The following is a 13,520-nucleotide window of genomic DNA, read 5'->3' as shown; positions in this document are numbered from 1 at the left end:
TACAATCCTCCCCTTTGTGCTCTGGAGACCTCACATGTCTGACTTCTCTGGCTTGGCGCTGGTCATTGAGCCGAGCGACTTGCTCGCCCGTCTCGACGCCCGCGAACTGATTTTGGTGGACCTGACCAGCAGCGCCCGCTATGCCGCAGGGCATATCCCCGGCGCGCGTTTTGTCGATCCGAAACGCACGCAACTCGGTCAGGCGCCTGCGCCGGGACTGATGCCGCCGCAAGCGGCACTCGAAGCGTTGTTCGGCGAACTGGGCCACAACAAGGACGCGGTCTACGTCGTCTATGACGACGAGGGCGGTGGCTGGGCCGGTCGCTTTATCTGGCTTCTGGATGTCATCGGCCACAGCCACTACCACTATGTCGACGGCGGCCTGACGGCCTGGCTGGCTGAAGGTTTGCCAATGTCGATCCAGATCCCGGCGCCGGTCGGCGGCGCGGTTGCGTTGACCCTGCACGACGAACCCACCGCCACCCGCGAATACCTGCAAAGCCGTCTCGGTGCCGCCGACCTGGCAATCTGGGACGCACGCGGGCCGCTGGAGTACTCCGGCGAGAAAGTCCTGGCGGCCAAGGCCGGGCACATTCCCGGCGCGGTCAATTTCGAATGGACCGCGGGCATGGATCAGTCGCGCCACCTGCGCATCCGCACCGACATGCCGCAGATCCTGGAAAAACTCGGGATCAGTAAAGACAAAGAAGTCATTACCCACTGCCAGACTCACCATCGTTCTGGCTTCACCTATCTGGTGGCCAAGGCTCTCGGTTATCCGCGGGTCAAAGGCTACGCCGGTTCCTGGGGCGAATGGGGCAACCACCCCGATACGCCCGTAGAGATTTAAGGTTTTTAAGGACAGTTAATGAATAAGCGTTTGTTTATCCTCAGCCAATACCTGCTGCCCCATCACCTGCTGTCGCGACTGGCCGGGTGCATTGCCGAATGCCGCGTGCGCTGGTTCAAGAATGCCTTCACCGCCTGGTTCGCCAAGCGTTATCAGGTGGACATGTCGCAGGCGCTGGTCGAAGACCTGACCGCCTACGAGCACTTCAATGCGTTCTTCACTCGTGCCTTGAAGGACGGCGCTCGCCCGCTGGACGAGACGCCAGGCGCGATCCTCAGCCCGGCCGACGGCGCGGTCAGCCAACTCGGCCCGATCGAACACGGTCGTGTGTTCCAGGCCAAGGGCCACAGCTTCAGCGTGCTGGAATTGCTGGGCGGCGACGCGGACAACGCAGCGCCGTTCATGGGCGGTGATTTCGCGACTATTTATCTGTCACCGAAGGACTACCACCGCGTGCACATGCCGCTGGCCGGCACCCTGCGCGAGATGGTCTACATCCCAGGCCGGATCTTCTCGGTCAACCAGACCACCGCCGAAAACGTTCCGGAACTGTTCGCCCGCAACGAGCGTGTGGCATGCATTTTCGACACCGAACGCGGGCCGATGGCCGTGGTGCTGGTGGGCGCAATGATCGTGGCGTCGATCGAAACCGTTTGGGCCGGGCTGGTCACGCCGCCAAAACGCGAGCTGAAAACCTTCCGCTACGACGAAGCTGCCCGTGCGCCAATCCATTTGGAGAAAGGTGCAGAACTGGGCCGGTTCAAACTGGGTTCGACCGCTGTCGTGTTGTTCGGGCCTGATCAAGTGAAGTGGGCTGAAGAACTGACGGCCGGTTCGCCGGTGCAGATGGGCCACGGCATGGGCCTGCCAAAAGCCTGATTTTCTGATTTGCCCCCTCGACCGGGTTCGAGGGGGCAGACCACACCCCTCCCTTAGTTATAACTGCTACAGTCAGGTCATTCACTGCCCCTTTCCCGGTTGGAGTTTTTCCACGGCATGAATGAGACCAGCCCCCACCTGCTGCTGCGCGCGCCCATCCCGATACAGGCGCGCCTGTCGTTCTGTGAAGCCACCCCGCGCGATCTCAAGCGTTGGATCGCCAATCTGCCCAAAGCCAACATCGGCGAAACCGCCCGCCAGCTGTATCAAGGCTTGAGCGAACTCAACCAACTGCTCACGCCCAGCGACAATCGCCTGCAATTGCTCGAACTGCTGCGGCCCGAGGTGTATTACGTCTGCAAACACCTTGAGCAGCATTTCCTGCATCAGTCGATTGTCCTCGACGAGCGTTCCCGCAAGATCGCCAACCTCTGCCAGGCGCTGCAAAGTCACTTGGCCATTGGTTACAAACAGATTGTCGTGCGCATCACACCGAAGTTCAGCAAGGACCGTGCGCCGCTGCTGACCCAAGCGCTGCAACGAGCGATCCATTGCCTGAACGGGCCGCTGATTCGCTCGACTAAACTCTATTGCCCGGTGCCGGAAGGCCTGTGGCTGGAGCTGCATCAGCTCTACCGGATCGCCTGCGCACACCGGCTCCAGCATTTGAGCCTGCGCGATGAGTTGGCCAGCCAGACGCAAAACCTGAGCATCGAACAGACTTACGTGGTCGCCTTGCTGCTGGGCGCCTCGCGTTGCAATCAACTGCGTCAGAACCAGATTGCCCGAGTGGCCGAGGTGCTTGAGCCTTGGAGCCAATGGATCAAGCTGCAACCCGGCAACCCGTCCATCGGTCTGTTTGCCGTCGCGCCCGACCTCGACTCCGGGCCGCGTTACCGCACCAAGTTCCGGGCCGAGCAGCAGGAGCGTTTGCTGGGAATCGATCCGCAGCCTCTGGTCGCGGCCATCGAAGGCTATTTGCAAAAAACCGACAGCTCATCGCCGCTACCCGTACCGTCGGAACTGAGCCTCGACACGTTGCAACACCTCAGCGCTGCGTGGGGCCAGGCTGCCGAGCGCAGCTTCCAGCGTACCGTCGGCCAAGGTACTTTGACCTTGTGCGTGGGCATGAGCGCGCTGCATTTTTATCTGGGTGGGCAACGCTCATTCAGCGACATCTTGAAAAACCCTGGTGCCCGGCTTGCACAATTTTCGGCGACGCCTGTCACAGGCAGGGAAAAGGACCCATGGCACCAAGCCTTAGACGCCGCGCCCCAAGGCACTGCGGACGCTCTGCTGCCCTACGAAGAGATCGAATACCCGCAGCTGCTGAACGACGACAGCCACGAGGCATCCGACCGCAATCAGCACTTCCCGACCCACGTCCTGTCAGTGATCAATCACAGCCCCGGCGGTTATTGCCTGGCTTGGCCCGGCGCGGTGCCTGCCGAGTTACAGGCGGGGGAGATGGTCGGCATCGAGGACGCTGCCGGCCAGGGTTGGAGCATCGCGGTGGTGCGCTGGATCCGCCAGGTGCGCGGCGGTGGCACGCAGATGGGCATCGAGCAGGTTGCGCCCTTCGCCGAGCCCTGCGGCCTGCAACTGGTGCGCACCCGTGATGACCACAGCCAATACCTGCGCGGTCTGTTGCTGCCGCAAATCAGCGCCATCGACCTGCCCGCCACTTTGCTCGCGCCGCGCCTGCCCTTTCAGGAGGGCAACAAGATCATGATCAACACCAACGGCGACGAACGCAGGGTCGGGCTGGATCGGCGGGTGTCGAGCACCAACAGCTTCAATCAGTTCGCCTACCGTCCCCTGGAGACAGCCAAAAACGACAACGCCGCAGTGAGCGGCGCTGAGGAGAATTTTGATTCGTTGTGGAAATCGCTTTGAGGGGCAGGCGGCAGACCGGAGGTGAAGCCATCGCGGGCAAGCCTTGCTCCTACAGGTCGGCGGTGAACACAAAAATGCGCTTCACCGCCGACCTGTAGGAGCAAGGCTTGCCCGCGATGGGCCCGATCAGGCAGCCCAGATTTCAGAGTTGCCCGTCACGATCCCGGAATCCCAGCAGATACAGCACGCCATCCAGCCCAAGGGTGGAAATTGCCTGCTTCGCCGACTGCTTCACCAGCGGCTTGGCACGGAACGCCACGCCCAACCCGGCAATCGCCAGCATCGGCAAATCGTTGGCACCGTCGCCAACGGCGATGGTCTGCTCCAGACGCAAGCCTTCCTTGTGCGCCAGTTCTTTCAGCAGATCGGCCTTGCGCTGCGCGTCAACAATCGGCTCGACCGCCACGCCGGTGACCTTGCCGTCGACCACTTCCAGTTCGTTGGCGAACACATAGTCGATACCCAGTTTGGCCTGCAGTTGCTTGGCGAAGTAGGTGAAGCCGCCCGACAGAATCGCCGTCTTGTAGCCCAGGCGTTTGAGTTCGGCGAACAGGGTTTCAGCGCCTTCGGTCAGGCGCAGGGAGGCGCCGATCGAGTCCAGCACGCTGACGTCCAGCCCTTTGAGCAAGGCCAGGCGCTCCTTGAAGCTGGCGCGGAAGTCCAATTCGCCGGACATCGCCCGTTCGGTGATCGCAGAAACCTGATCGCCCACGCCGGCAGCCTTGGCCAGTTCGTCGATGACTTCGGCTTCGATCAGCGTCGAGTCCATGTCGAACACCGCCAGACGACGGTTGCGGCGGAACAGCGAATCTTCCTGGAAGGCGATGTCGACGTTCAGTTCTTGAGCGACGCTGAGGAATTCGGCCCGCAGCGCTTGCGGATCAGCCGCTTCACCACGAACGGAAAACTCGATGCAGCCCTTGCCCTGATCGGCCGGAGTGTCCAGCGGCATGCGCCCGGACAGACGATCGATGTGGTCGATGTTCAGGCCATATTTGGCGGTGATCGAACTCACGGCCTGCAGTTGCCCGGCGGTCACTTTGCGGGTCAACAGGGTCACGATGTGGCGTTTCTTGCCCTGATTGCCGACCCACTGCTGATAATCCTCTTCGGACACCGGCGTGAAACGCACTTGCTGATCGAGCTTGTAAGCCGTAAACAGGATGTCCTTGAGCACCGACTTGCCTTGCTCGGTGTCAGGAATTTCAACCAGGATGCCGAACGACAAGGTGTCGTGGATCACTGCCTGACCAATGTCGAGAATGTTCACACCACCCTGGGCCAGAACACCGGTAATGGCCGCAGTCAGACCCGGACGGTCGACTCCCGTGATGTTTATCAGGACGATTTCGCGCAAGGCGCACCCCCGCAGGTGGAAAAAAACCGCATTCTACCCACTTTCAGTGGCCATCGGGCACCGTGAGCGCTTTGACGGTCTAGGGCCTGTCGCTATACTGCGCGTCAACTTCACGGACAAAAGAGCCGAGCTCAAGTGAACCGGCCCACGCCAGTAAAAACCGATAACTTCTTTCTGCTGATCTTCCGTGCACTGCGCCACCGCCGTGTACCGATTGCATTACGCATCGCCAGCCATAACGTGATCCTGGTCGCTCTGGCCCTGGTGATCTATGCCTGTGTGATGGGTTTGCAGTTCAAGCAGGCCATGCACGAGCAGGCCGATGCCCTGGGCGAGAGCCTGACCACGCAGACCGCCACGTCCGCCACGGAGCTGTTGGTGTCCAACGACATCCTCAGCCTCAACGTGTTGCTCAACAACCTGACCAAAAACAAGCTGGTGGCCCACGCCGCCATCTACAGCGTGGATAACCGCATCCTCGCCGAAGCCGGTCAGCGCCCCAAGCACAGCCTGCTGAGCGAAGCCGAAGGCATGTACCAGAGCAAGATCACGTTCCAGGATGTCACCGCCGGGCAACTGCGCATCAGCCTGGATATGGATCAGTTCCAGCAGCCGATGACCATCAGCCTGCAAAGCATGGGCATTTTGAGCGCGATTCTGCTGGCGCTGTCCCTGGCACTGAGCCTGCGTCTGGGCCGGCATCTCTCCACACCGCTGCTGCAATTGCGGGTGTGGCTGCGCAATATCGACGAATACACCCCGGCCACCGAGCGTCAGGATGAGATCGGTGACCTGGCTCGCCAGCTGCACGCCAACTTCGCACCGGAGCCGGCCGAGCCGGAACCGGAGCCGGAACCCGAGTTCGATGACAGCGATTACGACAGCGACGAGGCCGATCCGGCCTTCGAAGTGCGTAACCTGCGCGATCCAAGCTTTGACGAAACCCGACCGGTGGCAGGCCTCAAGCCAGCCCCACGGCAAATTGTCAGTACTGTCGAAGACGATGAGGATGACGAAGATCCGTTTGCCGACCTGCGTGATGACTCGGCAAACAGCGCGCCGAAGCCGGCAGCGAAACCACAGATCTCGAACGTTCCGCAGCACAGCGCGGTACTGGCCGTGCAACTGGGTGCTCAGGATCAGCTGCGTCGCCTGCCCCGCACACGCCTGGAAGAATTGCTCAAACGCTATCGCGACTGCCTCGATCAGGCCGCCTCGCTCTACCAGAGCGAACTGCACACCCTTAACGATGGAAGCACGCTGATGCTGTTCCACACCGAAGACAGCGGCGACGACTACCTGACCAACGCCATCTGCTGCGGTGAGTTGTTGCGAGCGCTGGGCCATCAGCTGCAGATCGAAGTCGCCGACAGCGGCATCACCCTGCAATTGCAGCTGGGCCTGACCCTGGGTGACGAGCTGTTCGGCCTGAGCCAGATTGATCTGCTGCTGACCGAAACCGCTCAGGATGCGCTGGCCCTGTCGCAACACAGCCGCAACCTGCTGCTGGTGGAGCGCAAGATCGGTGACGACGCGCTGATCCGCCAGCGCGCACGGATCCGCCCGATCGCGAGCCCGGAAGGCGCTTGCTGTGTAGAGCGGCTGATGGAGCCTTATCCGTCGATGCTCGAGCGACAACTGGCGCGGATGCATGAGCGTCGGGCGTAGTCGCCTCGTTATAAAGAAGCCCGCACACGAGTGATCGTCTGCGGGCTGATCGTTCCCACGCTCTGCGTGGGAATGCCTCCAGGGACGCTCCGCGTTCCAGCCTCACCTCAACTCACCGCCTGGCACCGATGTGACGCAGAGCGTCACGGGCTGCATTCCCACGCAGAGCGTGGGAACGATCATCACCGAACGGCAGAAACAACAAAGCCCGCACATGGCGGGCTTTGCTTTGGATCAATCCAAGCATTAGAACCTGAACACTTCCATATCGGTCCGGATCGGCGAAGCCATCGGGATCTTCGGTTGTTTTCCCTGCTCCGCCGCAGGCGCGACAGGCTTGGCAGCCGGCTTTTTTGGAGCTTCGGCGATCGGTGGCTGATTGGCCAGTGGCTTGAGCGCCGTCGACAGTTGCCCGGCCAGACGCTGCAGCAATACACCCTGAGCCTGAACCTGAGCCGCCGTTCCACCGGCATGCTGTTCCTGCAGATGAATGATGCGGTTATCGCGAACCTGGCCCCGACGGTCGATCAGACGCCATTGCGCATCAAGGATCGCCGGTTGCGCCTCACCCGAGTCCAGACGAGTAATCGTCAGAAGAACCTGTACATCCGGCGTGAAGCCCACTGTCGCAGGCGCCAGCACCACGCGCTGGCTGTCCAGATGCCCCGCTACCTGACGCAGCAACAACTGATCGATATCGGACGACAGGCTACCCGCCCAGCGACCATCAGTCGAAGCTTGCAGGCTGCCATCCGGCTGTCGTTGCAACAACGTTTCGCGTTGCAGGTAATCAGCCACCGTTACCGGACCCAGCAATACAGCCATGCCCGCGCTTTGCGCAGGCTGAGCTGGGCTTCCACTGTCCAGTTGATACAGCGACACCGGTTGGTGAACGCTGCAACCCGCCAGGCCAAGAACGCCAGCGAGCATCAAAATAAAAGGAAGGCGCAGAGCAGTCATCGTCCCATCCAGGTGGTTGCCACAAGGCTAACCACAGTGAAAATACTCAATAAATATGAAGAACGCTCGGCCACGCCGGCGCTTGAAAGGCCATATCATCCGTGAATATGCGTTCCGACTCCAGCGCCAAAGTGTCGATCTACGCGTTAAATCGTAGATCGAGCGCTCTAGGACGCTTAATTGAGGTTTTCGACGAGCAGCGCATCTACCCTCTGAAAGCCACGTGGCAGTTTGTTACCACGACGCCCACGTTCACCTTTGTAGTGTTCGAGGTCGTCTGCTTTCAGTGACAAGGTACGTTTTCCGGCCTGCAGCACCAACGTGGCGCCATCCGGCAGTACCGCGATGTCCGTGACATATTCTTCGCGACTGGCGACACGCTCACCGGAGATCCCGATGATCTTGTTGCCTTTGCCCTTACCTAATTGTGGCAGATCGCTGATCTTGAAGATCAGCAGGCGACCTTCGGTGGTCACCGAGGCCAGCCAGTTTTGCTCACGATCAGCCACCGGCCGCGGCAGAATCACCTTGGCATTGTTCGGCAGGCTCAACAACGCCTTGCCCGCCTTGTTCTTGGCTTGCAGGTCTTCACCCTTGACCACGAACCCGTAACCGGCGTCAGACGCGATCACATACAGCGAATCGTCTTCCGGCATCAGCACGCATTCGAAGCTCGCCCCGGGTGGCGGCGTCAGACGACCGGTCAGCGGTTCGCCCTGGCCACGGGCCGATGGCAACGTGTGGGCGGCCACGGAATAGCTGCGACCGGTGGAGTCGATAAACACCGCAAACTGGTTGGAGCGACCGGGCGCCAAGGCCTTGAAACCATCCCCGGCCTTGTAGGAAAGCCCGGTGGCGTCGATTTCGTGCCCTTTGGCAGAACGAACCCAGCCTTTTTCCGACAGGACGACGGTCACTTTCTCGTTCGGCAGCAGATCATGCTCGGTCAGGGCCTTGGATTCGGTGCGCTCGACGATGGGTGAACGACGGTCGTCTCCGTAGGTTTCGGCGTCCTTGATCAGTTCGGTGCGTACCAGTTTTTTCAGCTTGGCTTCACTACCCAGCAGGGCTTGCAGCTTGGCCTGCTCCTTGAGCAGTTCATCCTGCTCGGCACGCAGCTTCATTTCTTCCAGTCGCGCCAACTGACGCAAACGGGTGTCAAGAATGTAATCGGCCTGGATTTCGCTCAGGGCGAAACGCGCGATCAGCGCCGCTTTCGGGTGTTCCTCGGTACGGATGATGTGAATCACTTCATCCAGGTTGAGGTACGCGATCAACAAACCGTCCAACAGGTGCAGGCGGCGCTCGACCTTGTCGAGGCGGAATTGCAGGCGGCGGCGCACGGTGTTGACGCGGAACTCCAGCCACTCCACCAGCAACGCACGCAGGTTTTTCAACTGCGGCTTGCCGTCCAGACCGATGATGTTGATGTTGACCCGATAGCTCGACTCCAGCTCGGTGCTGGCGAACAGGTGCTGCATCAGCGCATCGTGGTCAAAGTTTTTGCGTGCGCCCGGAATAATCACGATCCGGCACGGGTTTTCGTGGTCGGATTCGTCCCGCAGGTCAGCGATCTGTGGGGCCTTGGACGGCTTGGCCTGCATCATGGCCGCGATCTGCTCCAGCACCTTGGCACCGGAGACCTGATGCGGCAGCGCGGTAACGATGATGTCGCCGTCTTCAATGTGGTACACGGCGCGCATGCGCACCGAACCCTTGCCGGTTTCGTACATTTTCAGCAGATCGGCGCGGGGCGTGATGATTTCCGCTTCGGTCGGGTAATCCGGGCCCTGAATGTGTTCGCAGAGCTGTTCGACCGTGGCTTTGGGCTCATCGAGCAAACGCACGCACGCTGTCGCGACTTCGCGCAGATTGTGTGGCGGTACGTCGGTGGCCATGCCCACGGCGATGCCGGTGGTGCCGTTGAGCAGGATGTTCGGCAAACGCGCCGGCAACACCAGCGGCTCGTCGAGCGTGCCGTCGAAGTTCGGGCCCCAGTCCGCAGTGCCCTGGCCCAGCTCGCTGAGCAGCACTTCGGAATAACGCGACAACCGCGCCTCGGTGTAACGCATGGCGGCGAAGGACTTGGGATCATCCGGCGCACCCCAGTTACCCTGGCCGTCAACCAGCGTGTAGCGGTAACTGAACGGCTGGGCCATCAGGACCATGGCTTCGTAGCAGGCCGAATCGCCGTGCGGGTGGAACTTACCGAGCACGTCACCGACGGTACGCGCCGACTTCTTGTGCTTGGAATCGGCGTCCAGCCCCAACTCGCTCATCGCATAGATGATGCGTCGCTGTACCGGTTTCAGGCCATCGCCGATATGCGGCAAGGCACGGTCCATGATCACGTACATGGAGTAGTTGAGGTAGGCATTTTCGGTGAAGTCAGCCAGTGACCGGCGTTCTACACCGTCCAGGCTGAGATCAAGGGAGTCGCTCATGCGGGCCTCATTGGTTCGTTGTCTGGCGCAGCAGCATGGTGCCACCGCGCTGGGTAAATTCAAGTTTGTTCAGCGCGCTCATACCGAGCAGCACTTGTTTGCCATCCAGGCCTGGCACGACGAGGGCGCGCACATCACGCAGCACAATGTCGCCCAGTTGCAGCCGGTCAATGCGGGTTCGATAGCCCTGGGTCAGCCCATTGGCCGTGCTCAGGGTCACCCCGAAACCTTTTTCCAGTTTCAGCCGTTCGGCCATTTCCGCCGGGACTGACACGTCGGTCGCTCCGGTATCGAGCATGAAATCCACCAGCTGGCCGTTGATCTGGCCGCTGGCGACGAAGTGCCCCTGATTGTTGCTTGCCAGTTTCACTTCGATAAAATCTTCGCCCTGCTCCGAGCTGACCACGACATTAGGGTTCTGCTGATGTGCTTCCCACTGGCCGAAAAACCGTGTGGCCAGAAACAGCGCCGCGCACCAGGCCAGCACCATCAATACCCGACCGGCGCGTTTGCCCGGTGGCTGCTGACTCATGGCTTGGCACTCCAGCCACCTTCAGGCGCGGCAAAGCGCCAGACAATTGGACGTTTCTCGCCGTCGGCACGCGTGCCGTTGTTGTTGTCGATACCGATCCAGGCACCGTCGGCGTCCACGATCAACGCTTCCACCAGCCCAAAGGCTTGTCGATAACGGCGGTTTTCCTGCAACGCCTCGTCGGCAAACGACCAACAGCGCTCGACCTTGGCCGTTACCACGTCGCGGCGACATATTTCGAAGGCGTTGCGTTCAAGCGTAAACAGCTTGCCGTTGAACAATGACAGATCGGAAAAATCCCGGGAGACCGCTTTGGCGCTGGGAAACTGCGCCGGCTGCATGTCCATCCCGGCTTCGCTCAGCAACACACAGCCGCCATCGCAATCCCAGACCGTTTGCTTGCGTTTGATCAACAACAAACCGCGGCGCTCACGCTCGGCGGCCAACCATAACTGGTCACCCGCAGGATTAATTGCCAGGCCTTCGAACAGCGCATTGAAGTGCAACAGCATGCCACTGGCCCGTGCTTCGCGGATCAGCATCGGCGAGATCTTCAGCCAGGACGTCGGCCCAACGGGCGGCACTTGCAGAACCGCCGCATGGGATTCGCTGACGATGTAGCGATTACCCGCGCTGTCGCAGGCGATGCCTTCAAAATCCAGATCCCCGCCCCGGACAAACGACGCCACCCAGGTCCGAGAACGCAGCCCCCAGGGCAAATCGCTGTCAGGCACCGCAGGTACGCCGATGCCCACGGTTTCAGCCTGCCAGACGGTATCGCGGGTATCGAGGCGGTAAATCTGATCATCATCGCGATCGGACACCGTCCACATATCCTTGCCACATTGGGCCAGCCCCGACAAATTGCCGCCGCGCATACCGTCAACGGGATGCTCGGACAACAAGCGCAGTTCCGGTACCGGTTCGGCAAACGCCGTCACCGAGGTCAGCAGTAACGCACACGCCAGGGCAAAGCCAACCCGCATCAGCCAAGAACCTCGGCCAGGTTGCCTTTGGATTCCAGCCAGGATTTGCGATCACCCGCGCGTTTCTTCGCCAGCAGCATGTCCATCATTTCAGCTGTAGCGTCGTAATCTTCAAGCGTCAGCTGCACCAGACGCCGAGTGTTCGGGTCCATGGTGGTTTCGCGCAGCTGCGGCGGATTCATTTCACCCAGACCTTTGAATCGTGTGACCTGCGGCTTGCCACGTTTCTTCTCGGCCACCAGACGATCGAGGATGCCATCGCGTTCGGCTTCGTCCAGGGCGTAGTAAATCTCTTTACCCAAGTCGATGCGGTACAGCGGCGGCATGGCGACGTAAACGTGACCGGCATCCACCAACGGGCGGAAATGCTGGACGAACAACGCGCACAGCAAGGTGGCGATGTGCAGACCATCGGAGTCGGCGTCGGCAAGGATGCAGATCTTGCCGTAACGCAGCTGGGCGATGTCCGCCGAGCCTGGATCGACACCGATGGCCACGGCGATGTTGTGCACTTCCTGGCTGGCCAGCACTTCGCTGCCGTCGACTTCCCAGGTGTTCAGAATCTTGCCACGCAATGGCAGGATCGCTTGAAACTCTTTGTCCCGCGCCTGCTTGGCCGAACCGCCGGCAGAATCACCTTCGACCAGGAACAGTTCAGAGCGCATCGGGTCTTGCCCGGCGCAGTCAGCGAGTTTGCCCGGCAGCGCTGGCCCTGCGGTGATGCGCTTGCGCTCAACCTTTTTGCTGGCCTTCAAACGACGGCCGGCGTTGTTGATCGCCAGTTCCGCGAGCTGCATGCCAAGCTCAGGGTGAGCGTTGAGCCACAGGCTGAATGCGTCCTTGACCACCCCGGAAACGAACGCGGCCGCTTCACGGGACGACAGACGCTCTTTGGTCTGGCCGGAGAATTGCGGCTCTTGCATTTTCATCGACAGAACGAAAGCGATGCGCTCCCAGACGTCTTCCGGCGCCAGTTTCACGCCGCGTGGCAGCAGGCTGCGGAATTCGCAGAACTCGCGCATCGCGTCGAGCAAGCCCTGTCGCAGACCGTTGACGTGGGTGCCGCCCTGAGCCGTCGGGATCAGGTTGACGTAGCTTTCCTGCACGCTGTCGCCACCTTCCGGCAACCACAACAGCGCCCAATCGACCGCTTCTTTATTACCGGCCAGACTGCCGCAAAACGGTTCGTCCGGCAGGCGTTCGAATTCGCTGACCGCGTCGACCAGGTAGGAACGCAGGCCGTCTTCGTAATGCCATTCGACTTTCTCGCCGGTGGCCTTGTCTTCAAAACTGACCAGCAGCCCGGGACACAGAACGGCCTTGGCCTTGAGCACGTGCTTGAGGCGGCTGATGGAGAATTTCGGCGAATCGAAGTACTTCGGGTCCGGCGCGAAGAACACGCTGGTACCGGTGTTGCGCTTGCCGACGGTGCCAATGACTTCCAGCTCGGTTTTCTTGTAACCGTTGGCGAAGGTCATCTGGTATTCGTTGCCGTCACGCTTGACGCGCACCCGGACTTCGTTCGACAAGGCGTTGACCACGGAAATACCCACCCCGTGCAGACCGCCGGAGAACTGGTAGTTCTTGTTGGAAAACTTGCCGCCCGCATGGAGCTTGGTGAGGATCAGCTCGACGCCCGAAACGCCTTCTTCGGCGTGGATATCCACCGGCATGCCGCGGCCGTCATCGCTGACTTCCAGGGAGTGATCGGCGTGCAGGATGACCTGCACCGAGGTCGCATGCCCGGCCAAGGCTTCGTCGACGCTGTTGTCGATGACTTCCTGGGCGAGGTGGTTCGGCCGACTGGTGTCGGTGTACATGCCGGGGCGTTTGCGCACCGGGTCGAGGCCCGAGAGGACTTCGATGGCGTCTGCGTTATAAGAGCTAGCGCTGGGAGTGGCCATGGGGTCTCGTCGTCCGTCTTCTATAAAAAGTGTTCTGTGAAAAA

At 60.8% G+C, this 13,520-nt stretch carries 10 protein-coding genes; 4 read left to right on the top strand and 6 right to left on the bottom strand.

The features are described 5' to 3' along the window. The first annotated feature begins 34 nt into the window (after window positions 1-34). The 3 genes from ACYZT3_RS03570 (at window position 35) to ACYZT3_RS03560 (ending at window position 3,625) form a co-directional block, all read left to right on the top strand. Window positions 35-850 (top strand): rhodanese-like domain-containing protein, encoded by an 816-nt coding sequence (locus ACYZT3_RS03570; protein WP_282376671.1) that lies wholly within the window; start codon window positions 35-37, stop codon window positions 848-850. Between the two features lie 18 nt (window positions 851-868). Continuing rightward, a complete protein-coding gene (gene asd / locus ACYZT3_RS03565) occupies window positions 869-1,729 on the top strand; it encodes an archaetidylserine decarboxylase (RefSeq protein ID WP_462031526.1) in 861 nt (286 codons plus the stop codon). Between the two features lie 117 nt (window positions 1,730-1,846). Next, window positions 1,847-3,625: a molecular chaperone gene (locus tag ACYZT3_RS03560; RefSeq protein WP_462031525.1), complete on the top strand. Its 1,779-nt coding sequence runs from the start codon at window positions 1,847-1,849 to the stop codon at window positions 3,623-3,625. 142 nt (window positions 3,626-3,767) lie between these two features. Here ACYZT3_RS03560 and serB read toward each other — a convergent pair whose 3' ends face one another. Then, complete coding sequence (serB, locus tag ACYZT3_RS03555; protein WP_282376665.1) at window positions 3,768-4,982, bottom strand: phosphoserine phosphatase SerB; 1,215 nt, start codon at window positions 4,980-4,982, stop codon at window positions 3,768-3,770. A 135-nt stretch (window positions 4,983-5,117) separates the two neighbouring features. On the opposite strand from serB, the gene ACYZT3_RS03550 reads away from it, so the two are divergent. Further along, on the top strand, window positions 5,118-6,650 hold the full coding sequence (locus ACYZT3_RS03550; protein WP_282376664.1) for an AhpA/YtjB family protein: 1,533 nt from the start codon (window positions 5,118-5,120) through the stop codon (window positions 6,648-6,650). A 246-nt stretch (window positions 6,651-6,896) separates the two neighbouring features. Here ACYZT3_RS03550 and ACYZT3_RS03545 read toward each other — a convergent pair whose 3' ends face one another. The 5 genes from ACYZT3_RS03545 to parE form a co-directional block, all read right to left on the bottom strand. Further along, on the bottom strand, window positions 6,897-7,610 hold the full coding sequence (locus ACYZT3_RS03545) for a PqiC family protein (protein ID WP_462031524.1): 714 nt from the start codon (window positions 7,608-7,610) through the stop codon (window positions 6,897-6,899). A gap of 176 nt (window positions 7,611-7,786) precedes the next feature. Next, window positions 7,787-10,054, bottom strand: coding sequence for a DNA topoisomerase IV subunit A (gene parC / locus ACYZT3_RS03540; RefSeq protein WP_449646190.1), 2,268 nt, complete (start codon window positions 10,052-10,054; stop codon window positions 7,787-7,789). A 7-nt stretch (window positions 10,055-10,061) separates the two neighbouring features. After that, complete coding sequence (locus tag ACYZT3_RS03535) at window positions 10,062-10,586, bottom strand: retropepsin-like aspartic protease family protein (RefSeq protein ID WP_462031523.1); 525 nt, start codon at window positions 10,584-10,586, stop codon at window positions 10,062-10,064. Beyond that, the gene (locus ACYZT3_RS03530) at window positions 10,583-11,572 is read right to left on the bottom strand and encodes an esterase-like activity of phytase family protein (RefSeq protein ID WP_282376660.1); all 990 of its coding nucleotides are present in this window, start codon (window positions 11,570-11,572) and stop codon (window positions 10,583-10,585) included. Before ACYZT3_RS03530 ends, ACYZT3_RS03535 begins: the two co-directional genes overlap by 4 nt. Continuing rightward, window positions 11,572-13,476 carry a DNA topoisomerase IV subunit B gene (parE, locus tag ACYZT3_RS03525; protein WP_462031522.1) on the bottom strand — a complete coding sequence of 635 codons (1,905 nt, stop codon included), beginning with the start codon at window positions 13,474-13,476 and terminating at the stop codon, window positions 11,572-11,574. The genes ACYZT3_RS03530 and parE overlap by 1 nt, the downstream gene beginning before the upstream one ends. Between the last annotated feature and the right edge of the window lie 44 nt (window positions 13,477-13,520).

The organism is Pseudomonas sp. MDT1-16 (genome assembly GCF_054898115.1).
This window is presented reverse-complemented; position numbering and strand designations above follow the sequence as displayed.